Consider the following 22,861-nt stretch of genomic DNA (forward strand, 5'->3'; position numbering starts at 1 on the left):
TTAGTGAAAAGACGGCGTCGTTAAGTCTAGTTTCTCCCGAATGCCGCAAGCTTCGTCAATGCGGTTCGCATAACGGCTGATGCTGGCTTGGGAGACCCCGTAGCGATTGACCAGATCCGCGTACGTAACGGTTCTGCGATGCATCTTAGCCGTCCAATATTCCAAGGCTGCCGCCCATCCTAGAGACTTATGAAGCTTGGGGACTTCCGGGTAGACCCGGGATAGATAGTCGACCCACAACGTCATCATATCATGCTGCTGAACGACGTCGTATCGGCCCGACATGCCCTCGAGAGCATGCTCGAGCACAGCCTGCCAAGCGCTATCCCATACCGGAAGCTTCGCCGACTTTCGTCTCGCTTCCAAAGTCAGCGTTCGCCCGCTGAACGTCACGTTCAAGGAATCCTGCACCCCTATGGAACGCAGGACGAGAACGGCAACTCTTTTCAACTCGTCTTCCTCGTCCGCATCGATCAGGAAAGCCTTCAACGCATCGATCACTTCTTCGTCGGCTACGAGACCGAGCGCTTGTATAACCTGCACCTTCGTGCGGCGGTCTCCATGGCGAAGCGCCCAGAAGAAGGACGAACGGATCAGCGGATCGCGCTTCAAGGCTTCCGTGACTTGACCCGGACTATTCTCCCACTGCTTGAATTGCTCTTCGAAGGGAAGATGGTAATGGTAATGAGTAGGCGGACTTTCCTCGCCCGTCCGTACCTTCTCCAGTCTCCGGAGGTAGAACGAAGGAACCGGCGATTCCGCATCCAGCTTCTCAGCCTGCTTCCAATGCTTCTCCGCGTCGTCGTATCTTTGCAGATTAACTGCGGCTACAGCCGCAAAATGGTGAAGGCTAGGCTCCCCGGACAGTTCGCCCGTCTTGAGTAACCGGCGGAAGTGGATATAAGCCTCGCGGTGCTCCCCGACGATTCCGAGCGTCGTTGCCATCTTGAACACGTGCTCCGGATGGAACGGCACCGTCTTGTTGAGCTTCTCGATCAACGAATGCAATGGACCTTCCTGATTGGAATGCTGATAGAAGATCGCGAGATTGCACAGGGCGTGCAAATTGCCGGGTTCCGCCTCGAGCACTTCGGTAATGGTGGTCACCGATTTCTCGAATTGGCCCATATAATAGTATGCCAGCCCCAGGTTATTTCTCGCCGCCAAGAAATCCGGCTCGCGTCCGATAATTTCTTCCAGCATGCTGACCGCTTCCGCGAATCTGCCCGCTTCCAGCAGTTCGCGGGCTTTGTCGTGCGCGTATATGTTTTCTTTCGCCTTTATGGTGACAAGCTTCGTCGGCCGGTTCAGCTCGTAATTAAGCAGATCGAGCAATTCATCCGACTCGTCAAGGAATTGCCCTTCCAGGTCGTTCTCGAGGTATCGGACAAGCGCCTCCTCGGCAGCTTCGTACAGCTCCATATTGGCGTAATTATTGGCTAAATAATAGTAGCATTCGGTCATAGCCGGATCGATCTGATCCAATACCGAGCGCAGAATGACGTTCGACTCCTCGTACCTTCCCATTTCGGACAGAATCCCCGCCATATTGCAGTGATTAACCGGGTTCTCCGGCTCGTACTCCACCGCTCGGCGAAAATATTTAAGTGCCTTGTCGTAGTGGTAACGATCCAGCGACTGCACGGCACGTTCGAAGAAAAAGGTCGCGTCCAGACGCATCGGGATCACTTTGGGACGTCGGGGATTGGCCGCACGTTTCCGCTGACTCATCGGCAAGGCACCTCCTAGTTGTTCTGGAACTCCATCAACCACGATTATAACACAGCATACGCCATCCATAAAATAAGACTCTGCTGGAAGTCGGGAACGACCGCGTCCTTAAATAAATAAAGGGGTGTCCGCCAGGGCCTTATCGGCCTTCGGGACACCCCTCTAAGTTACCGGAATTTAATTAAACGCCGGCGTTCTTGAACAACGTGCTTATCGAGCCGCCCTCCATGATGATGCGCGTGGCTTCCGCCAGCATCGGCGCTACAGTGATGACCTTGAAGCGCGAGGAACGTTCTTCGGGCAACAGGATGGAGTCCGTAACGACGACCTCCTTGATATTCGGATGATCGAGCCGCTGCAGGGCAGGCCCCGAGAACAACGGATGCGTCGCGCATACGAATACGTCTTCCGCGCCGCGTTCCTTCAGTCCTTCCACGACGTTCACGATCGTCGTTCCGGTATCGATCATGTCTTCGATAATGATAGGCGTGTATCCTTCCACGTCTCCGATGACGTGAGTAATAACGGATTCGTTATGCGCCGGACGTTTCTTGATCATGATGGCGAAGGCGCAATCCAACTGGTTCGCGAGCTTCTCGGCCGTCGACGCGCGTCCCGCATCCGGAGAAACGACGACCGGGTTGCGAATGTCTTTGGCCTTCAAGTAATCGCTGATTAAGTCCAGTGCGGTCAAGTGATCTACCGGGATATTAAAGAAGCCTTGTATAGCCGGAGCATGCAGGTCAATCGTTACGATCCGGTGCGCGCCCACCGTCGTCAAGACATCGGCAACCATCTTCGCGGAGATCGGCTCGCGCGGAGCGGCTTTGCGTTCTTGCCGGGCATAGCCGTAATAAGGCAGTACGACATTGATGGTGCGGGCGGATGCCCTTTTCGCTGCATCGATCATGACCAGCAACTCAACGAAATAGTCATTGATCGGATGCGATAACGATTGGACTAGGAAAACGTCGCAATTGCGAATCGTCTCCTCGAAGTGAACGTACACTTCGCCGCTCTTGAACCGGGAAAGTTTGATTTTCCCGAGCGGTAATCCGAGATTCTCGGCGATCTTGCTGGCCAATAACGGATTGGATGATCCCGAAAAGATACGAAGCTTGCTGCTGCTATACATGTGCCCCTCCAAATTTAGCTCTTCAACACATTCACGTGTCGAAAACCGTCATTCATGCTACTTAGTCAAGCATCATTATACAGGAGTACGGATATAATTCAATAAGGTTTCATAACCCGTTTACGCCGCTCAAACGTAGCTATTTGCGCGTATCCGGCGTTTTTCAGCATCGTTCGGGCATCTGTCCCTTTTTGTCCGACTTTGTCGGGATGATGGGCGTCCGAACCGAAGGTTACCGGGATGTCGTAAGCCTTCGCGCGTTCCAGCATTCTTAAGGACGGATACATCTCTTTGCAAGGCGCGTGAATGCCCGCGGCATTCAGCTCGAAAGCCACGTCATGTTGCTTAATCGCTTGCAGGGCGGCGTTTTCCAAGGGGGTCGCGTCTTCTTCCGGACGGAATCCGAAACGCTTGATCGCATCGACGTGACCGATGTAATCGTACAACCCGGTGGCGGCCGCTTTCTGTATCGCATCGAAATATTGCTCGTATGCGCCTATGACGCTCCGGCCTTCCCACTGATGAACTTGTCGGAAATCCGTCACATCCCACGTTCCCAGAAAATGGACGGAGCCGATCACGTAATCCCAAGGATAACCATTCACGATGGCTTCGATCTTCTCTTCGTAGCCTTCTATGAAGTCCCCCTCGAGGCCGACTCTAACGGCTATCCGGTCCTTATATTTCTCCTGCAAGCGCAAGCATTCCTCCACATAACGCGGGAGCTCCTCCATCGACATCGCGATGTCGGGATGCTCCTCGGGGCTAACGTGGATGAGCGGCATATGATCGGATAGCCCGATTTGCTCCAGTCCTTGGTCTATGGCGCTCAGGACGTACTCTTCCAACGTTCCGACCGCGTGGCCGCAACGATAATTGTGCGTATGGTAGTCGATAGGCATGCCTTTCGAGGTCATCGTCTTCACCTAGTCTTTCTTAACCGGCTTCCTATGCCGGAATTCGAGCTCCTGCAGGACGCCGTCGAACGGGATGCCTTGCTCGCGCAGAAGAACCATCAGGTGGAAGATCAGGTCGGCCGCTTCGCAACGAAGCTCGTCTTGGTCGCGGTTCTTCGCCGCGATGATGACTTCCGCCGTTTCCTCTCCGACCTTCTTCAGGATTTTGTCGACGCCCTTCTCGAACAGATAGGTCGTATAAGCGCCTTCCGGACGCTCCGCGTCCCTCTGCGCGATCGTCGCTTCGAGGCGGCTCAACGGGCCGAACCGGTCTTCTACCGGAGCCGGAGACGCTTGCGCTTCGCCGGTCAACGATCCGTCGCGGTAGAAGCAGCTATAAGCTCCCGTATGACACGCCGGGCCTTTCTGGTTGACTTTCACGAGCAGCGTATCGCCGTCGCAGTCGTAGTGCAAGGAAACGATTTGCTGCGTATTGCCGCTAGTCGCCCCTTTATTCCATAGCTCGCCGCGTGATCGGCTCCAGAACCAAGTTTGCCCGCTCTCCAGAGATAACCGAAGGGACTCTTCGTTCATATATGCCAGCATCAACACTTCTTTGCTCAAGGCGTCCTGAACGACGGCTGGAACCAGCCCATCCGCGCTCCACTTGATTTGCTCCCATAAATGCTGCGATTGCGTCATCGAACGTTCACTCCTTTACCGTGCAAGGCGGTCTTCACTTCTTGCACCGATACTTCCTTGTAGTGGAAAATACTCGCGGCCAGCGCGGCGTCGGCAAGCCCCTCCGCGAACACGTCCGCGAAGTGCCCGGCATTCCCAGCTCCCCCGGAGGCGATTACCGGAATACCGACGCTGCCGGAAACCGCGCTCGTCAGCTTGATATCGAAACCGTCCTTCGTTCCGTCCGCGTCCATGCTGGTGAGAAGTAGCTCACCCGCACCTCGGCGTTCTGCCTCGCGCGCCCATTCGATCGCGCGAATGCCCGTCGCGTTGCGGCCGCCGTGGGTGAATACTTCCCACTCGCCCCATTCCGCGTTATACTTCGCGTCGATCGCGACGACGATACACTGCGTCCCGAAGGTTCTCGAGCCGTCCGTAATCAGATCCGGATTGCGGATCGCCGCCGTGTTAATGCCGATTTTGTCCGCTCCGGCTCTCAACAGCCGCTTCATGTCTTCGACCGCTGATATGCCGCCGCCGACCGTGAACGGAATCGTGATTTCGCCGGCGGTCCGGCGAACGACATCCACCATCGTCGCCCGGCCCTCTACGGAAGCCGAGATATCCAGGAACACAAGCTCATCCGCGCCTTCGCGATCGTAGATGGCCGCGAGCTCCACCGGGTCTCCGGCATCCCGCAGGTTCACGAAATTAACGCCTTTCACGACCCGTCCGTCCTTTACGTCCAAGCACGGGATGATTCTTTTCGCTAACATGCGGCGTTCCCCCCTTTTAGTACGTTATCGCGATTGCGACGGATCGCAATAAGCAACGACTTCGCTGTAAGGCAACGCCCCTCCGAAAATATCGAGAGCGCTGCCGATCGTAATGTCCAGCTTGCCGTCCGTCAACTCGCGGAATCGTTCCAAGTCCGCGATCGAGCGCGCTCCGCCCGCGTACGTGGCCGGAATTGTCGCCCATTCGGCAAGCTTCTCCGCCAGCTTCTCCTGGACGCCTTCCCGCTTCCCCTCGACGTCGACGGCATGGATCAGAAACTCGTCGCAGTAGCTTTCCAGCTCCCGAACGTTCTCTTCGTTCACTTCCAGGTCGCTGAACTTTGTCCATTGGTTCGTCACCACGTACCATTTGCCATCGCGTTCCTTGCAGCTAAGGTCGAGCACGAGACGTTCCCGGCCGACCTCCGAAACGATCCGCCGCAGGTTATCCATCTGCAGCCGACCGTCCCGAAATACGTACGAAGTAACGATGACGTGCGAAGCCCCTTCGCTTAAGTAAGCTGCCGCGTTGTCCGCCGTTATCCCGCCGCCGATCTGCAAACCGCCGGGATAAGCCCGCAGCGCGGACAAAGCCGCCTCTCTGTTGCCTTCGCCGAGCATGATGATATGCCCGCCGGTTAATCCGTCTTGCTTATACAACGAAGCAAAGTAGTCCGCCCCCCGTTCGGAGACGAAGTTCTCCACGACCTTCGAGGCGTCCGCTTGCAGCGTTTCCCCGACGATCTGCTTCACTTTTCCTTGATGAATATCGATGCAAGGTCTGAACCTCAAAGCCCTCAGTCCTTTATTGTCATTTTCGCTTCGCGCCTGTCAGATCAGTGAAGTTGCGGAGCAGAGCCATGCCGAGATCGCCGCTCTTCTCCGGATGGAATTGCATCCCGAACAGATTGCCTCTTCCCACGATGGCCGTCACCGGCTGGTGATAATCCGCAACCGCCAGTAAATCCGAGCTTTGCTCGGGCAACGCATGGTAGGAATGCACGAAGTAGACGTGTCCAGGATCCACTCCCTCGAGCAACGGGCTCGTCTGCTTGAACGTCAGCTCGTTCCATCCCATATGCGGCACCTTATAGTCGCCTTGGAAACGGACGACGCGGCCCGGAAGCAAATCCAAGCCTCGGTGAACTCCGTGCTCTTCGCCTTCCGTGAACAGCAACTGCATGCCGAGACAAATACCGAGCAACGGCTTCCCGGATGCCGCATAAGCCTGCACCACATCCGCCAGTCCCGTGCCGCGCAGGTTGGCCATCGCGTCGCCGAACGCTCCGACGCCGGGAAGAATCGCTCCGTCGGCGGCGAGAATCGCCTCCGGGTCGGAGGTCACGACCATGTCGCGGCCCAGCCTTTCTACGGCTTTGCTGACGCTATGCAGGTTCCCCATGCCGTAGTCGATAATGGCGATCACTTACAACACTCCTTTGGTGGAAGGTACGCCTTTCACGCGCGGGTCGATCGAGGTCGCCTCGTCGAGGGCGCGCCCGAGCGCCTTGAATACCGCCTCGATCATGTGATGCGTATTGCGTCCATAGTGGACGATAACGTGCAAGGTGATACGCGCTTCTAAAGCTAGCTTCCACAGAAACTCGTGAACGAGCTCCGACGAGAAGCTTCCAACCGTTGCGGCAGGGAAATCGGCCCGTAATTCGAAATGAGGACGGTTGCTAATGTCGATAACGACTTGCGCAAGCGCTTCGTCCATCGGCACGAACACGCTGGCGTAACGTTTAATGCCGGCTTTGTCTCCAAGCGCTTCGCGAAGCACCTGACCTAGGCAGATTCCGATATCCTCGACGGTGTGATGATCGTCGATGTCTACGTCGCCGCGAGCCTCGACCTTCAGATCGAATTGTCCATGCTTGGCAAACAAATCAAGCATATGGTTCAAGAACGGGACGTCGGTTTCGATGGAAACCGCACCGGTTCCGTCAACGCCCAAGGATAGCTGAATGTCCGTTTCGTTCGTCTTGCGGGATACCGCCGCGCTGCGGCCTGCTTTTGCTTGATCTTCGCTCACTTTGCGTCCCTGCCTTCCAATCTGATTTCCACCGCGCGGGCATGGCCTTCCAGTCCCTCGTGGCGGGCGAGCGTGGCAATTCCTGCCGCGTCTCTGAACAACGCCTTCTTACTATATCGGATCAAGCTGGATTTCTTCAGAAAATCGTCCACGTTCAGCGGCGAGGAGAACCGTGCGGTTCCGTTCGTCGGCAGAATGTGGTTCGGACCGGCGAAATAATCTCCTACCGGCTCGGAGCTGTACGGCCCCAGGAATATCGCTCCCGCCGTCTCGATTCTTCCGAGCAGATCGAGCGGATCCTCCGTCATCACTTCCAGATGTTCCGGCGCCAGCTTGTTCACGACGTCCAGTCCTTCGTCCAGGCTGTCGACGACCAAGATCGCGCCGTATTGCTCGAGCGAGCGCCGAGCAATCTCGACCCGCGGCAGCGTAGCCACCTGCCGCTCCAGCTCCGACGCGACCGCGTCGGCTAGCCCCTGCGACGGCGTGACGAGCACCGCCGACGCCATCTCATCGTGCTCCGCTTGCGACAGCATATCCGCGGCGATATACCGCGGATCCGCGCTGTCATCCGCCAGCACGACGATCTCGCTCGGGCCGGCGATGCTGTCGATGTCGACCGCGCCGTACACGGCGCGTTTCGCCAGCGCCACGTAGATGTTGCCGGGCCCGCAGACCTTGTCGACGGCGGGAATGCTCGCCGTCCCGTAAGCCAGCGCAGCTACCGCCTGCGCCCCTCCGACCCGGTACATCTCCGTCACGCCCGCTTCCGCGGCCGCCACCAGAATGTACGGGTCGATGCCTTCCTTGCCGCCGGTCGACGGCGGCGTCACCATCACGATCTCCGGCACGCCGGCCACCCTCGCCGGAAGCACGTTCATCAGCACGGACGACGGATACGCCGCCTTGCCTCCGGGCACGTAGAGCCCTACCCGCCTCAGCGGCCGGAGCACCATGCCCAGCATCGTGCCGTCTTCGGCAACGTCGATCCATGTTCCGCGCTTCTGCTTCTCATGGAACGCCGTTATGTTCGCGGCCGCTTGCCGCAGCGCGCTCAAAAACTCCGGCTCCACAAGCGCGTATGCTCCTTGGATCTCTTCGTCCGTAACCCTTAACTGCCCCGGCTTCAGCGCGACTTTATCGAATTCCTCCGTAAATCTAAGAAGGGCTTCATCGCCCTCGAGCCGAACCGCGTTCACGATTTCCTTGACCGCCGCGTTCTGCTCCGGAGAGCCGTATTCGCTTTCCCGCTCCAGCCGGAAATCGGAAGCTTTCCCTACATACATCGCCAACTCTCCAATCCTCTATCCTTGTTCTATCCTTGCTCATCCCTAAACCCTCTCCGATATCGCCACGCCTAACCGATCGCACAGCTCTTGGATCGCCGTATTCTTAAGCCTATAGCTCACGCGGTTCGCGATCAATCTGCTCGTCACTTGGAACAGCGTCTCCATCTCCACGAGTCCGTTCTCCCTCAGCGTCTGCCCCGTTTCCACCATATCCACGATGCGATCGGCCAATCCGATCAGCGGCGCAAGCTCGATCGAGCCGTTCAGCTTGATCACTTCGACCTGCTGCCCCTGCTCGCGGAAATATTGGGAAGCCACGCTCGGATATTTCGTCGCGACTCGCGGATGGATTACCGGCTTCCAATCCGGCATTCCGATAACCGACATCCGGCATTTGGCGATGCCGAGATCGAGCAGCTCGTAGACGTCCTTGTTTTCTTCCATGAGCACGTCTTTGCCCACGATCCCGATATCCGCGACCCCGTACTCCACGTAAGTCGGCACATCGACCGGCTTGGCCATGATGAATTCCATGTTCGCTTCCGGCACCTGGATGATTAATCTGCGCGAATCGTCGAAATCTTCCGGAATCGGAAGTCCCGCTTGCCGGAACAGCTTACTGGCCTGCTTATAGATACGTCCCTTCGGCATGGCGACCTTCAGAATGCCGCTATTCGCCACGCTCATTCCTCCGTTTACAGTCATGCCAACCCCTCCGATTTCTTGCCTATAAGCACCAATTGGTTGTACGAAGTTCCATGATATAAGAACGCTCCGCTCCGGTTCCACGCTTTAGCCGCGATCAACTCCGAATCTTCTTCCGATGTTTCAAGAACGGCCAGAACTGACTCACCTGCAACGCGCCGACGAGCGGCATCCTGCAGCGCTTCACGCCGAAACTCTTGCTCGTACACGATCAAGGTCCGTTCCCCCTCGTCGGCCGTATCTTCCACGACTTCGAGGATACGGGTCGTTTTCAGGGCGAAGCCCGTCGCCTGCGCCGGCCTCCCGAATTGCGCCAGCAAATTATCGTATCGACCGCCGCTGCATACTGGGAATCCCAAATGAGAAGCATAACCTTCGAAAGTCATTCCCGTATAATAGGAAAAATCTCCAATCATCGTCAAATCGATCAGAACGTGCTCCTGTATGCCGTATGCTTCAAGAACGTCCCACACTTCGCAAAGATGCTTGATCGCTGCCTGCGCGCTCTCGTTCGCGCTCAGCTCCAGCGCTTGCGCGCATACTTCCTGCCCGCCGCGAAGGCGAAGGATATCTTCGAGCTCGCGCTGCCAAGCGGCATCCAGCGACAGCTTGCGGATGACGTCCCGATAGCCGACATGGTCCCGTTGCAGCAAACACGCCTTCAGCGCTTCCTGCTCGCTTTCCCGGCCGGGTAGCGTTTCTTGGAACAATCCGTTAAGGAAACCGACATGGCCCATCGCGATCTTGAAGGAAGGCACTCCCGCCGCCTGCAGCGATGCGATCGCCAAGGCAATCACCTCGGCATCCGCTTCCGGTGAAGAATCGCCGACCAATTCGACGCCTGTCTGGAGGAACTCGGCTTCGCGACCGCCTTCTTCTTCGAATGCCCGAAATACGTTGCCATGGTAGCTCAAGCGAATCGGAAAAGGTTTATCCTTCAGCAGAGATCCGACTACCCGGGCAATCGGAGCCGTCATGTCCGATCGTAGAACGATCGTCGTCCCGCGTTGGTTAAGCAGCTTAAACAGCTTCTGATCCGAAGTCGCGCTGGCCACTCCTACCGTATCGTAATATTCCATCGTCGGCGTCATGATCTGATCGTATCCCCATAGGCGCATGCACTCCAGAACGCTGCGCTCGATTCGGCGCATCTTGGCGACCGCGTGCGGCAAATAGTCTTTCACGCCCGTCGGTTTCTCGAATACTTTCGGTTTCGTCATGCTGCTTTTCCTCGTTTCTATCCCGTAAAGTCGTTATCGCTTTCTTCAAGGCTTTTCTTTATCAATCACATCTATTATAGTTTAATGCGTTAAAGTGCTACCAAGTTACCATGCTGCCAAAATAAAGAGGTTAGTCGTATATTACCATGTCGGTTTCGCTCAGTCAATCCCATCGTTCGGAGCGTTAGACAAGGATAGCGATCAGCCGAAAGGACAGTCCGCATGACCTCTGATTCGTCGGGAATTTGCATCGTTATCCCCGCCTTCAACGAAGAAATCAGCATCCCGTACGTCATCCATGCCTTGCTTCGCCGTTATCCGGACTTCACGGTACTCGTCGTCAACGATGGCTCCTCCGATCTTACGGCGGAAGTCGCCGCCGCGGCCGGGGCACGCGTCGTAACGCTTCCGCACAATCTTGGTATTGGCGGCGCCGTACAGACGGGCTACTTATATTGCGCCAGAAAAGGTTTCAAGATCGCCGTGCAAGTCGATGCGGACGGGCAACACAAGCCGGAGGAACTAGCCAAAATCATTCAACCGATCGTGGATGGCCGAGCCGATATGGTGCTGGGATCCCGATTCTTGGAGAAGACGAGCTATCGTTCGACGTTGGGGCGCCGCGTAGGAATCTTCATCCTGTCCAAGCTCGTCAGCCTGTTCGTCCGCCAGTCCGTCACCGACCCTACCTCCGGCTTCCGAGCGGTCAACCGCCGGGGAATCGAGCTGTTCGCGCGCGACTATTCCACCGACTATCCGGAAGTGGATTCGCTCGTTCTTCTTAAGAAGCATCGACTCCGCATCCTCGAGGTTCCGGTCGAGATGGATCGAAGGCAAGCCGGCCGCTCTTCCATTACGCCAATACGGTCTATGTACTACATGTTGAAGGTCACGTTATCCATTATGATAAAAAGCTTTCGTTAACGAGGAGGAACGTCCATGGAGAGAATCCAAATTCTATCGATGATGCTCAGCTTATCGCTTATTCTCTTCGTCATGCACCTCGGCCGAAGAAGGGTGATCAAAGAACAATACTGCTTGTTATGGCTGCTATTCGGCGTAGTCATGCTTGTCCTATCCATGAACACCGGCTGGCTGGAGCAACTTGCATCCTATGCTCGAATCGTCTATGCGCCATCTCTTCTTTTTCTGGTCGGGATTACGCTCAGCTTTGTCTTGATCTTGCATTTGACCGTAGTCGTGTCCAAGTTAACGGAACGCATCGTACTTCTTACTCAGGAATTGGGCCTCATGAAGCACGAGCACGAGCTCTATGAGAAAGCGAACACCCGCTAAATGATGGTCTACCTCATCTTGTTCGCGAACATAGTGCTTCTGGTCGTCGGTCAGACGGTTTGGAAAATAGGACTGGAAAAAGCCGGCGGCCTTCGCCTTGGCAACGGGTTCGAGGTGATGACGTCCCCCTTTATCCTTCTGGGTATCGTCCTCTACGGTTTGGCCACCGTTCTTTGGCTCTACGTCTTATCGCGGCTGCCGTTGAGCATCGCCTATCCCATGCAAAGCTGCGCCTACGTGTTCGCTCTTTTCATCGCCTTCTATTTATTCAAAGAGAGTGTTCCTCTTAACCGTTGGATCGGCGCAGGTATCGTATTGGCCGGCATTACCGTTCTCAGTTGGAAATAATTCCGGTACGCGGCAGGAGAGATTATCGATGGCTTCTAACTACAAGATCGGGATCGCGTTTGCCGGCATTTTTCTGTTAGCCGCATGGCTGCGCTTCGACTTCTTGGTATCCGTCTATCATTTGGTCACCCATGATTCCAAATACTACGATATCATGGTTCGCCAGCTTTTGGAGCATGGAATCTACGCTTACAAGAGCCTCGAGCCGAACGCCAAGGTAACTCCGGGCCTTCCTTTGATCATGGCCGCCGTATATCGAATAGTCGATTATAAGGTCCGCGAACCGTTTCCATACCTTAGGTATCTGAACGTTCTTCTTAGTTTGGCTACCTTATGTCTTGTCTTCCTAATCGCTCGTAGAGTAGCCGGGGCGTTCGTAGCGCTGGCTGCCTCGTTCTTGGTCGCGATCTACCCGGCCTTCGTCTGGACGAACGGCGCGATCTTAACCGAAGTACCCGCGGCCTTTCTGCTTATGCTATATCTCTACGTGCAATTGATAGCCTTCGAGTCTCGACGCCTCTTGCATGCAGGATTAGCCGGGGCGCTGCTTGGCCTAACCTCGCTCGTTCGCCCCGAGTTCATGCCTCTTTGCGTTCCGATTTATTTATTTTACGGATTGTGGACTCGCGATCGCCAGTTTTGGAAACCTTTGCTCATCGCCCTAATCGGTCTATGCATCGTCATGTCGCCTTGGTGGATACGCAATATCGCCACTCTTCATCGCGTTGTCTTGACGGCAACGCAGACCAATCCTTTCGCGGCGGGGACCTTTCCCGGTAAAAACTATAACGACAACATGGTGGATCGAGCGGGGATGACCCAACGTCAGTACGCTTTAGAGCGTTTGAAATTCGGGTTCACCGAGCATACCTGGACGTTCGTCAAATGGTACACGGTCGGCAAGCTCTATTACATCTATTCCAATATGTTCGTCGGAAGCGGCCATACGCCTCGTTATCGCCCGATCCCTTTCGGCGGAGCCTTCCATGTCGGCTTGGTTATATCGTCTTTGCTATCTATGCTAGCTTGCCTCCGCCATTGGCGACGTCCCTTAACCGCTCTTACCGTAGTCGTTGTCGTAATGTCGGCTCTTCGGCTTCTGTTCGTGCCTGAATACCGGTATAATTTCACCGTCATGCCTCTACTCGCCATATTCTCGGCCGTGCTCATCGTACGAGTCCTGAACTGGTTCTATGTCCGATACGTCAAAGCCGCCTAATGCCGTTTCCGGCACCAAGCGGCTCTCTGAAAGCTTCTACACCGTCACTCGAACGTTATTCCTAATCCGTATTCCATCAAATCGCGAATGATCGTGAACGTATCCCCGTTCGTAAGCTTACTAGGATCGACGATAAGCTTGCGAACGGTATCCTCGCGAATCCATCCCCGCTCGGTAATGGTTTGAATAGCTTCTCCGGATCCGGCGGAAAGACCCGCGGCTGCGACGATCATGCGCGCGGCGCTCTCCAGATCGAGCGGATCCTCCCGCGATTGTCCTGATATTATCGACGCCTTCAACGGCTCCGGGAAAAATTCCGGGTATCTCTTCTGGACGATACGGACTACATTTGCAAATCTCCTCGGGCTCGATGCCTTATCAAGCTCCCAGCCATCGTTGGAGTAACCCCCGATGGTCAGTGATAGGCTTGTCGCCGCCAGTAACCCTTTATAATCCTTGTGTTTGGCGTATGCAGGAGTCGGGAAACTTCTCATCCGCAGATCCATGCCATTGGATTCCAGCCGATGCCGAAGCTCCGAGATCCCCGTCTTTGAACGCGATAACTCTCTCAAGCTGAGATCGAGATCGAGCGCAAGCTTTACCGCCGCTCCAGCCGCTTCTCCCGTTGCCATGCCGAGAGGCATGACCCGTGCGCTTCCATGTGGAAGCGTATCGAAGCTAGCGGATCTTCCGACGACGAGCAGTCCGTCTACCTTAAGCGGTACCAAGCAACGGAACGGAACTCCGTATTGTTCGGGCACCATAAGAATCGAGCCTTTACTGCTCGCGTTTAAGCTCTGGATGTCCACTTCGTACGCGCCGTAAGCAATCGCGTCCCACTGATCCCGGTTTTCCATCAAATCAGCCATGCTCAACCGGTATTCTCCGCGAATATGCCGGGTTTCCCTAACGTATAGCTCGGGAGCCGTTCCCGCATATTCCAGCTTGCGGAATTCCTTGAATTTCTTCTTCAGAAAATCAACGATAAGCGGCGCTTCTGTCTCTCCCAATCTTAGGCCGTCCTTCACCGAAGCCGGATCGAGCGGATTGACGCCGTAGATTTGCATAGAATTGATGAGCAAGGTATCTCCATCCTGCCGCCCCATATTCAAGCTGCGGATTTTGACCCTGCTCGGATCGGAGGACTTATATTCACGGGCGTCCTGATATCCCCATATGCTTCGATCGTCATAACCCGTATTCTCATGACGTTTGAGGGCATTCCATATGTCATTCGTGACCCCGCTCAGCTTAAAGACCAGCGTAACCGCCATCTGCGCATCCGACTCGCCGAGGTCTTCGCGACCGGTCGTATATTCCGCCCCTGCGGCTACGGCGATATCCGCGTCTTGCGTCGCGTCGATGACGAATTTCGAATGGATTTCTAAATCCGAACCGTCAGCCTTAACGATATGCATGCCGACAACTTTATTCAAGGCCGTTACGGGTTCTATTTGTCGGACGTTCATTAATAGATCGATGTTCGGTTCCGCCGCCACCATGCGATGGAATAAATTCGCGGCATGGTTAACGTCGAACGAAGATCCCCCGATTCCGTTATGCCATTCCTGAAATAATCCTCGATTCAAGTAGACCGGCTTGTTCCAGAAACGGTAAGAGACCGGCGCTTTGTTGAGGTCCAACGAGTTAAGCCAGCCTAAGGTCATTAAGCCGCCAAGAATAGGGCGATCCCTATTATCCGCCAACAGTACCTTAAGGCCGTTACGCGCCGCGGAAATAGCGGCCATGACGCCTTCCGGATCCGTCCCCGCCACGATGACGTCATACGCGTCCTTGATTTTCTCGTTAGATAATACGGTCTCAAGCTGCTCTTGCATGGGTCGATAAGTAGACTCGTTAATTCGATAGCAATACGTGAAGCTTAAGAATAACGGGATGAGACACAGAAACATTATAAATTGGCGGAATCGCTTGCCGGACATGTTCGACTTCTCTCCTTAATGCGACTACCTTTCCGTTAAAACTCCCTTATCGGGTTGCCTCCCACGCGAGCATTAGGCGCAACGTCCTTATGGACGACCGATCCGGCCGCCACGACTGCCCCGTCTCCGATCGTCACGCCCGGAAGAATCGTTACGTTTGCTCCGATCATGACGTTCGAACCGATATGGATATCTCCAAGTCTATATTCCTTAATGAGATATTCGTGCGTAAGAAGAGTCGAGTTGTATCCGATGATCGAATTGTCCCCGATCGTGATCCGCTCAGGAAAAAAGACGTCGACCATCACCATGAGCGCGAACGCCGTATGGCGTCCCACCTTCATGCCGAGGACACGTCTGTAGATCCAATTTTTCACCGGCAAGCTCGGGCAGTATCGGCTCAATTGAATGAACATGAAATTGCGAACAGCCTTGAACCGCGAGACGGTTCGATACATTTGCCAAAGCGCATTCGGTCCTTCCACCGGATATCGCTCTACGTTTCTCAACCGCCTACACCTTCAATTCCGCATAGATCTAGAAGCTCGTCCATCTCGTGCAGCATATGCTCGGCACCGGACTCTAATAAATGACGCTCTCCCTTTAACGACCAAGCGACGCCCACAGGAATAGCACCCGCCGCGATAGCGGACTTGATGTCTACGGAGCTGTCTCCGACCATTAGCGTTTGCGCCGGATCAGAGCCTAGAGCTTGAACGGCCTTTGCTACCGGCTCCGGGTGCGGCTTTGCATTCTCCACGTCATCCAGAGTCACGATTGTATCCATGTACTGAAGTAAGCCTAACAATTCCAGCGCCCTAAGCGTCGTAGATCTCATCTTCGTCGTGACGATCCCGAGACGAAACCCTTCCTCGTGCAGCCTTCGAACCGTCTCCGACACGCCCGGAAAGAGAGCAACCATCTCGTCGTGACGCAAATGGTTATACTCCCTGTACGCTTGGGTTAACGACGCTACGTCTTGCCGCCCGGAGAACTCTTGCAGTTGCACCGTTAGTGGTTGCCCCATGCTCGGGATAATGTGCTCTCTTCCGAAGCCTTCGGGAACGACGCCTTTTAGAGCATGAAAGAACGATTGGATAATCAATTCATTCGTATCGATAATCGTTCCGTCAAGATCAAACAGGACGGTCGTGATTTTCTTTCTCTGCGTCATCTTCGATGCTCTCCGTTTCCTTCGGCGGTGCGATTACGGCTTCCTTTTTCTTATGATTAATAAGAGGGTCGTTATACTTCTCCTTAGCCGCTCCCGACTGACGACGCACGACGACGATTATGATGCCGCCGACGATAATCATGAGGGCAAGGAATTGCGAGATGCGAATGTTCCCTTCATCGGGGTTCAGGTAACCTTGTTCGAATAACCCCTTCATCGGTGACCACAAAGCGCTCAATAAGTCGACCAACCATTGCGGTCCTTTAAACGCCAAGCTATCGGTACGAAGCGCCTCGATGAAGAACCGTCCGATCGAATACCAGATGATGTAACAGAAGAACAGTTCGCCGGCGCGAAGAAAATTCCGGCGTCTAATAATGAATAAGATTACCAATCCAAGCAAGCTCCACAAGGATTCATATAAGAATGTAGGATGGTGGTAAACGCCTTGCACGTTCATCTGATTAACGATGAAGGATGGAATATGTAGGGTATCGCTGAGGAAAGAACGTTCTACTTCCCCGCCGTATGCCTCTTGATTAATGAAGTTGCCCCAACGTCCGATCATTTGACCGATAAGCAGGGAAGGCGCGCAAATATCGACTATGCGCCAGAAGTCGAATCCCTTGGCGCGAATATAGAAGAACCCGCACAGCAATGCGCCGATCAATGCCCCGTATATGGCAATGCCGCCGTTCCAAATCTGTATGATCTCGCCGGGATGATCCTTGTAATATCCCCATTTGAAACCAACGTAATAAAGACGCGCCACGATGATCGAAGAAGGCACTCCGTATAACATCAAATCCAAGAAGAAATCCGGACTGAGTCCGAACCGTTTGCCTTCTTGCACCGCTATCAGCAGCCCGGCCAGAGCGGCCAAACCGAGGGTGATACCGTACCAATGCACCGTCAACGGCCCAAGGGTGAACGCAATCGGATCCAACAATAAAGTGAACATGGTCATCCTCCAATAAATCTATTCGTATTCGTCGTCGGAGATCGCTTCCGTTAATTTATTCGTGAACTGCAGAGCCGCGTTATACCCCATCCGCTTCAGACGGAAATTCATCGCCGCTACTTCCAGAATAACCGCTAAGTTCCGTCCAGGCCGAACCGGAACCGTCAACAACGGCACTTCCGTTTCGATGATCTTGGTCGTTTCTTCGTCCAAGCCCAAACGGTCATATTGCTTATCCTGTTGCCAGTTCTCGAGCTTAACGACAAGGCTGATACCCGTTTGATTACGGACCGCTCCCGCGCCGAACAAGGTCATTACGTTCAAAATACCCAATCCCCTGATTTCGAGCAAGTGGCGAATCAAGTCAGGTGCAGTACCGAATAGATTATTATCGGAGGTTTGGCGGATTTCCACCGCGTCGTCGGCGATCAAGCGATGTCCTCGCTTTACAAGCTCAAGAGCCGTCTCGCTTTTACCGATTCCGCTGCCTCCGGTGATGAGCATACCCACTCCGTATACGTCTACGAGCACCCCATGGATCGTTGCCGACGGAGCCAGCTTCTTCTCCAAGAAGTTCGTTATACGGCTGAGCAGAATCGTCGTCGCGACCGAGCTTCTCAGTACCGGAAAATGCCGCTCGTTGGCGATTTCGATCAATTCCGCCGGAATATCCAATCCGCGCGTAACTATAATACAAGGAGTTTCCTCATGGCATAGACGCTCCATGCGGTCGCGCCGTTCCTCCGTCGTTAACGTTTCAAGGAACGCAAGCTCCGTTCGACCTAGCATTTGTGCCCGGTCCGCAGGATAATAATTGAAATATCCCGCCATCTCCAAGCCCGGGCGATTCAAGTCGTCCGTCACGATCGTACGCCGCAATCCGTCTTCGCCGGCGACAATTTCAAGGTGAAATTGCTGCACGAGCTCCGATACTCTCACTTTCTTAGCCATCGTACAGCTCCTTTCTTGATTTCCCCTATTTATCGTAACGAAAAAAAACGAACAAAGCAATTTATACTTCATTTCTTTCCGATCCAGCGTACTTACCATACATCGAATCGTTCTCGCAAAAAAACCGCCCGACCAATTGGCCGAACGGTTTCCGCTTTAATCGAATATTAGTTCTCGAATACGTTAAGCTCCGAGTCCTTATCGAATACATGAATTTTGTTCATGTCGATGGCAAGCTTAATGTTTTGGTTTTCGCGAAGACCGGCACGGCCATCTACGCGAGCGATTACGTTCTCTTTACCCAAGCCGTTCAAGTAGAGGAACATTTCGTGACCCAAGTTCTCGGAAACCTCGATCGTTGCGTTAACGACGCTGTTCGGAGAAGCTTCGATAAATACCGGCTCTTCGTGGAAATCTTCCGGACGAATTCCGAGAATGATCTCACGGCCGATGTAGCCTTTAGCGCGAAGCGCTTTTGCTTTGCCTTCTGGAATTTCAACGTTGAAGCCCGTAGCGCGGAAACGAACCGAGCCGCCGTCTTCAACCAGTTGACCAGTGATGAAGTTCATCGAAGGAGCGCCGATGAATCCAGCTACGAACAGGTTAACCGGGTGGTTATACAAAATTTCAGGAGTTGCCGATTGTTGAATGAATCCGTCTTTCATAACTACGATGCGATCGCCCATTGTCATTGCTTCCGTTTGGTCATGGGTAACGTAGATACAAGTTGTTTCAAGACGTTTCATGAGCTTGGAGATGTTAGCGCGCATTTGCGTACGCAGCTTAGCATCCAAGTTGGAAAGCGGCTCATCCATCAAGAATACTTGCGGTTCGCGAACGATTGCGCGACCCAAGGCAACACGTTGGCGTTGGCCCCCGGAAAGAGCTTTCGGTTTGCGATCGAGCAAGTGCTCGATTTCGAGCGTGCGAGCTGCTTCGCGTACGCGGCGATCGATTTCGTCCTTGCGGAATTTACGCAATTTCAAACCGAATGCCATGTTTTGATACACGTTCATATGAGGGTACAAAGCGTACGATTGGAACACCATTGCGATGTCGCGATCTTTCGGTGCTACGTCGTTAACGACGCGGTCGCCGATGTACAATTTGCCTTCGGAAATTTCTTCAAGACCTGCGATCATACGCAGAGTGGTCGACTTACCGCAACCGGAAGGACCAACGAGAACTAGAAATTCTTTGTCCTGGATATCCAGGTTAAAATCGGTTACCGAAGCTTTGTCGGTTCCAGCATATTTTTTGTACACTTTTTCTAAGCGAACGCCTGCCATTGTACATTTCCCCCTAAACTTCGTTTGAAGGTACAGGATTATCTTACCTCACACCCGGGCTTACTGACTATGCACAAAGCGTACAAAAAATTCATTTCCTTTTCGTGACTTTGTACAATAGCAATAAGATTCGGACTAAGACTGCATCATTAAACGACCGTACGTCCAAGCCTGCTTCGTGCTTTATTTTATCCAATCTGTACAATAAAGTATTGCGGTGAATGTAGAGCTTTTTGGCAGTTTCGCTTACGTTGCAATCCATGGAGAAGAAGGCGTCAAGCGTGGATACCGTTTCCGAATCGGTGAATAGATCGGGTCTGCCCATCATCTCTTCGACGAACCGCGATCTTACGAGTTCGGGTATTCCGCTTAACAGACGTTCCAAATGCACGAGCCATGGCAAGTGAATTTGCATCCCCACGTGGAACTTGCGGCCAAGGAATATCGTTTCTCTTAACGTTCCCACTATTCGCACGACGTTTTCGGACGGAACGATCGGCTCTCCCACCGCAATGTGGCAATCGCCGCCCCATTCGCCCGTTATCAGCTGATGAAGGCCTTCCGCCAACGTGGATAATACTTCTTTCGTCTCCTCGTGCCCGAGAACCTCGTCGCCTTCCGTATCGGCCTCTGTCAACACCCTGTCGCTACTCAGAATAAGCCACTCTTGTTCCCTTAGAGGAATGAGCAAAGTTTCGTCGGAAATAAACGTACGGATCGTTTTCTCCAGTTCTCCGTAGGAGGGTTCCTTCTCCTCGACCTGTTCGCACAGGAGCAGGAAAGGCACCATCCCGTCGAAGAGACGATTCCTCAGTTCCATGCGGTCGGGAAGCTCCGCCCGCCATTCGCCCGCTGTCACGGATTGTTGGATCCACTCGCCGAGACGCCTTGCCTGCCTTTCCAGATCCGAAGCTCCGGAAACCGGACGGATGGTCCCACCTTGCTGAACGGCCCAACCTAGAAGTTGTTTTTCCACCTGAGTCAAAGTCGCCGCGATTTCGATGCAATGAAGCTCCGAACCGTTCACGCGGATAACCATTAAGCATGATTTCTTCAGATCGACGGAGTCTCCGATTTCGGGATGCCTTTTCCCGCCGTCCTTCTCCCAATCCGCTGCCGTCAGTATCTTGGACACGACGGTTGCATTCAAAAGTTGTCCCAATTGCTGCAGCCTGGTTTTATTCATTCTTGAAGCCCCTCGTCAGCGCAGATAAGCGATATATGCGTCATTGTAACATATTTGACACCTATAAGGGGATCGTCAGCGTTAGCGAAGCACCAAGAGAACGACGATCGACAGCAAAGAGAATACCGCGGCAATCAGGTAAAGGAATGAAACCGTTTGAACTTGCGTCAGCCCCCACTTCATGAGACTGTGATGAGTATGAAGATTGTCCGCGCGGTGCAATCCTTTGCCTTCCAAGAGCCTTCTGCTAAAGACGATTACCGTATCCAGGATCGGCACTCCCAATGCAAGCAAAGGAACCGATAAGGATAGAAGCGTTGCGCCCTTGAGCGTTCCGTCGATAGCGGTAACCGCAAGCGTATATCCTAGAAACGTTGCTCCCGCATCCCCCATGAAAATACGCGCGGGGTGGAAGTTGTACGCCAAAAAAGCCAAACAGGAACCCGCAAGCACGACAGCAACCAATGCGGTATCGGCATGGCTCGAGATTAACGACGCTGCGAATAAGGTCAGAGAGGATATCACGCATACTCCAGATGCCAATCCGTCTATTCCATCGATAAAGTTAAGCATGTTAATAAGTGCGAACACCCATACGACCGTGAATATCGTTGCGACTGCCGGCGAAAACAATATCATAGCGGATGAGGAAGGCGATGATACGCCTTGGATGGAAATGCCTTGCCAGACAGGAACCAAAGCGACCAGAATGTAAACCAAGAGCCTCGGCCATACCGGGAATTCCAGGCTTCGCGACTTATATCCGTCATCGATTAGACCGATCGCAACCAATGTTGCTCCTCCGATTAGAAGCGTCCTAAACAAAGCAGGATGTCCCATGAACAGAAAAGATGTCACGATTACGCCCGCGAAAATCGCGACTCCCCCGGATAACGGAATCGGCTCTTCGTGTATTTTACGGCGCGTCGGCCGATCGACGAATCCCGTCCGTACGGCGAGTCGACGAACTAACGGGACAAGGACCATTACTAGTGCAAACGAGAATGCCAGCGCATACAGATAATTCATAGAAGTTCCTCCGGGTTGGGCGGTTTGTACTTAAATTCCCCCATCTCGCTTACAGGCATACGCCCTGACGATCATTGTTACCGGATATTAGCGGAATTAATATTTCACGGTATATTAATGAAGCGATTATTCCGTGAACGCAAAAAAACAGACGTCTAAGCGTCTGCCGAAATTGTTTACTGGTGAGCCATGTAGGACTCGAACCTACGACACCCTGATTAAAAGTCAGGTGCTCTACCAACTGAGCTAATGGCTCTTATTGCATGTTCCCTGAAAAGTATCTGGAATTCGCTACAGCGTTTAACTTCACTTTTTGGGGTGAAAATGGTGGAGGATGATGGATTCGAACCACCGAACCGTGAGGAAGAGATTTACAGTCTCCCGCGTTTGGCCACTTCGCTAATCCTCCGCAATACAAGCCGGTCTGGTAAACCGGGTAAAGAAAATGGTGGCTCGAGACGGAATCGAACCGCCGACACGAGGATTTTCAGTCCTCTGCTCTACCAGCTGAGCTATCGAGCCTTAAACAGGGTAATAATGGCGGAGCTGACGGGATTCGAACCCGCGGTCTCCTGCGTGACAGGCAGGCATGTTAGGCCACTACACCACAGCTCCATGCTAGTTAAGGGGTAAAGATATGGTGGAGGCTGACGGGATCGAACCGCCGACCCTCTGCTTGTAAGGCAGATGCTCTCCCAGCTGAGCTAAGCCTCCATGGGATTAAGAAATCAGTGGTAGCGGCGAAGGGATTCGAACCCCCGACCCTCCGGGTATGAACCGAATGCTCTAGCCAACTGAGCTACACCGCCACATTAATAAGACGTTAAAGCGCACTTGCATCTTGAAAACTGGATGCGAAGCAAGCAAAGGTGAAGAGATGCTGAGGTACATATGCCTTACCATGTCCATTCGTTAGGATAAGCCCTCGACCGATTAGTACTCGTCAGCTGCACACGTTACCGCGCTTCCACCCCGAGCCTATCAACCTGGTGTTCTT

23 protein-coding genes, 6 tRNA genes and 1 rRNA gene are annotated in these 22,861 nt (G+C 53.8%); 4 read left to right on the plus strand and 26 right to left on the minus strand.

From position 1 onward, the window contains the following. From DFP95_RS22290 to DFP95_RS22340, 11 genes are all read right to left on the minus strand, one after another. The gene (locus DFP95_RS22290) at window positions 1–1,731 is read right to left on the minus strand and encodes a tetratricopeptide repeat protein (protein WP_115994906.1); all 1,731 of its coding nucleotides are present in this window, start codon (window positions 1,729–1,731) and stop codon (window positions 1–3) included. Window positions 1,732–1,912: 181 nt separating this feature from the next. Continuing rightward, complete coding sequence (locus tag DFP95_RS22295; protein ID WP_115994907.1) at window positions 1,913–2,866, minus strand: ribose-phosphate diphosphokinase; 954 nt, start codon at window positions 2,864–2,866, stop codon at window positions 1,913–1,915. 98 nt (window positions 2,867–2,964) lie between these two features. Continuing rightward, window positions 2,965–3,768, minus strand: coding sequence for a histidinol-phosphatase HisJ (hisJ, locus tag DFP95_RS22300; protein WP_115994932.1), 804 nt, complete (start codon window positions 3,766–3,768; stop codon window positions 2,965–2,967). A gap of 24 nt (window positions 3,769–3,792) precedes the next feature. Next, window positions 3,793–4,464: a bifunctional phosphoribosyl-AMP cyclohydrolase/phosphoribosyl-ATP diphosphatase HisIE gene (gene hisIE, locus DFP95_RS22305; RefSeq protein WP_115994908.1), complete on the minus strand. Its 672-nt coding sequence runs from the start codon at window positions 4,462–4,464 to the stop codon at window positions 3,793–3,795. After that, window positions 4,461–5,219 (minus strand): imidazole glycerol phosphate synthase subunit HisF, encoded by a 759-nt coding sequence (gene hisF / locus DFP95_RS22310; protein ID WP_115994909.1) that lies wholly within the window; start codon window positions 5,217–5,219, stop codon window positions 4,461–4,463. The genes hisIE and hisF overlap by 4 nt, the downstream gene beginning before the upstream one ends. Window positions 5,220–5,243: 24 nt before the next feature. Beyond that, window positions 5,244–6,011 (minus strand): phosphoribosylformimino-5-aminoimidazole carboxamide ribotide isomerase, encoded by a 768-nt coding sequence (gene hisA / locus DFP95_RS22315; RefSeq protein WP_115994910.1) that lies wholly within the window; start codon window positions 6,009–6,011, stop codon window positions 5,244–5,246. Between the two features lie 19 nt (window positions 6,012–6,030). Continuing rightward, window positions 6,031–6,645 (minus strand): imidazole glycerol phosphate synthase subunit HisH, encoded by a 615-nt coding sequence (gene hisH, locus DFP95_RS22320; protein WP_115994911.1) that lies wholly within the window; start codon window positions 6,643–6,645, stop codon window positions 6,031–6,033. Beyond that, on the minus strand, window positions 6,646–7,254 hold the full coding sequence (gene hisB / locus DFP95_RS22325; RefSeq protein WP_115994912.1) for an imidazoleglycerol-phosphate dehydratase HisB: 609 nt from the start codon (window positions 7,252–7,254) through the stop codon (window positions 6,646–6,648). Next, complete coding sequence (gene hisD / locus DFP95_RS22330) at window positions 7,251–8,540, minus strand: histidinol dehydrogenase (RefSeq protein WP_115994913.1); 1,290 nt, start codon at window positions 8,538–8,540, stop codon at window positions 7,251–7,253. The genes hisB and hisD overlap by 4 nt, the downstream gene beginning before the upstream one ends. 45 nt (window positions 8,541–8,585) lie before the next feature. Next, a complete protein-coding gene (gene hisG, locus DFP95_RS22335) occupies window positions 8,586–9,248 on the minus strand; it encodes an ATP phosphoribosyltransferase (protein ID WP_245987856.1) in 663 nt (220 codons plus the stop codon). Beyond that, entirely contained in the window at window positions 9,245–10,468 is a 1,224-nt protein-coding gene (locus tag DFP95_RS22340) for an ATP phosphoribosyltransferase regulatory subunit (RefSeq protein ID WP_115994914.1), read from the minus strand. Before DFP95_RS22340 ends, hisG begins: the two co-directional genes overlap by 4 nt. 222 nt (window positions 10,469–10,690) lie before the next feature. Here DFP95_RS22340 and DFP95_RS22345 point away from each other — a divergent pair, with 222 nt between their 5' ends. Genes DFP95_RS22345 through DFP95_RS22360 form a run of 4 tightly spaced genes read left to right on the plus strand, consistent with a single transcriptional unit; the run spans window position 10,691 to window position 13,331 of the window. Beyond that, a complete protein-coding gene (locus tag DFP95_RS22345) occupies window positions 10,691–11,392 on the plus strand; it encodes a glycosyltransferase family 2 protein (RefSeq protein ID WP_115994915.1) in 702 nt (233 codons plus the stop codon). A 15-nt stretch (window positions 11,393–11,407) separates the two neighbouring features. After that, window positions 11,408–11,764 carry a DUF2304 domain-containing protein gene (locus DFP95_RS22350; RefSeq protein ID WP_115994916.1) on the plus strand — a complete coding sequence of 119 codons (357 nt, stop codon included), beginning with the start codon at window positions 11,408–11,410 and terminating at the stop codon, window positions 11,762–11,764. Then, complete coding sequence (locus DFP95_RS22355) at window positions 11,765–12,112, plus strand: EamA family transporter (protein ID WP_342768280.1); 348 nt, start codon at window positions 11,765–11,767, stop codon at window positions 12,110–12,112. Window positions 12,113–12,140: 28 nt separating this feature from the next. Then, window positions 12,141–13,331, plus strand: coding sequence for an ArnT family glycosyltransferase (locus DFP95_RS22360; RefSeq protein ID WP_115994917.1), 1,191 nt, complete (start codon window positions 12,141–12,143; stop codon window positions 13,329–13,331). Between the two features lie 44 nt (window positions 13,332–13,375). On the opposite strand, the gene DFP95_RS22365 is transcribed toward DFP95_RS22360, so the two are convergent. From DFP95_RS22365 to DFP95_RS22435, 15 genes are all read right to left on the minus strand, one after another. Beyond that, complete coding sequence (locus tag DFP95_RS22365) at window positions 13,376–15,274, minus strand: FAD-dependent oxidoreductase (protein ID WP_115994918.1); 1,899 nt, start codon at window positions 15,272–15,274, stop codon at window positions 13,376–13,378. Between the two features lie 35 nt (window positions 15,275–15,309). Further along, entirely contained in the window at window positions 15,310–15,783 is a 474-nt protein-coding gene (locus DFP95_RS22370) for an acyltransferase (protein ID WP_115994919.1), read from the minus strand. Then, window positions 15,780–16,448, minus strand: coding sequence for a pyrophosphatase PpaX (gene ppaX, locus DFP95_RS22375; RefSeq protein WP_115994920.1), 669 nt, complete (start codon window positions 16,446–16,448; stop codon window positions 15,780–15,782). Before ppaX ends, DFP95_RS22370 begins: the two co-directional genes overlap by 4 nt. Then, window positions 16,411–17,409, minus strand: coding sequence for a prolipoprotein diacylglyceryl transferase (gene lgt / locus DFP95_RS22380; RefSeq protein ID WP_115994921.1), 999 nt, complete (start codon window positions 17,407–17,409; stop codon window positions 16,411–16,413). The genes ppaX and lgt overlap by 38 nt, the downstream gene beginning before the upstream one ends. Before the next feature lie 18 nt (window positions 17,410–17,427). Beyond that, window positions 17,428–18,360: an HPr(Ser) kinase/phosphatase gene (hprK, locus tag DFP95_RS22385; RefSeq protein ID WP_115994922.1), complete on the minus strand. Its 933-nt coding sequence runs from the start codon at window positions 18,358–18,360 to the stop codon at window positions 17,428–17,430. A gap of 167 nt (window positions 18,361–18,527) precedes the next feature. After that, complete coding sequence (locus tag DFP95_RS22390) at window positions 18,528–19,649, minus strand: ABC transporter ATP-binding protein (RefSeq protein ID WP_115994923.1); 1,122 nt, start codon at window positions 19,647–19,649, stop codon at window positions 18,528–18,530. Between the two features lie 91 nt (window positions 19,650–19,740). Next, entirely contained in the window at window positions 19,741–20,835 is a 1,095-nt protein-coding gene (locus DFP95_RS22395) for a PucR family transcriptional regulator (RefSeq protein ID WP_115994924.1), read from the minus strand. An 81-nt stretch (window positions 20,836–20,916) separates the two neighbouring features. Beyond that, window positions 20,917–21,864, minus strand: a complete 948-nt coding sequence (locus DFP95_RS22400) for an MraY family glycosyltransferase (RefSeq protein WP_115994925.1) — start codon at window positions 21,862–21,864, stop codon at window positions 20,917–20,919. Between the two features lie 180 nt (window positions 21,865–22,044). Next, window positions 22,045–22,120 (minus strand) — tRNA-Lys (locus tag DFP95_RS22405). Between the two features lie 69 nt (window positions 22,121–22,189). Beyond that, window positions 22,190–22,273, minus strand: a tRNA-Tyr gene (locus DFP95_RS22410). A gap of 37 nt (window positions 22,274–22,310) precedes the next feature. Continuing rightward, window positions 22,311–22,386: transfer RNA gene (locus DFP95_RS22415), tRNA-Phe, on the minus strand. A 16-nt stretch (window positions 22,387–22,402) separates the two neighbouring features. Next, a tRNA-Asp gene (locus tag DFP95_RS22420) sits at window positions 22,403–22,479 on the minus strand. A gap of 23 nt (window positions 22,480–22,502) precedes the next feature. Next, window positions 22,503–22,578 (minus strand) — tRNA-Val (locus tag DFP95_RS22425). 18 nt (window positions 22,579–22,596) lie between these two features. Beyond that, window positions 22,597–22,673, minus strand: a tRNA-Met gene (locus DFP95_RS22430). Window positions 22,674–22,777: 104 nt separating this feature from the next. Further along, a 23S ribosomal RNA gene (locus tag DFP95_RS22435) occupies window positions 22,778–22,861 on the minus strand; the annotation flags it as partial.

This window comes from Cohnella lupini, assembly GCF_003386205.1.
Taxonomy (GTDB): Bacteria; Bacillota; Bacilli; order Paenibacillales; family Paenibacillaceae; genus Cohnella; species Cohnella lupini.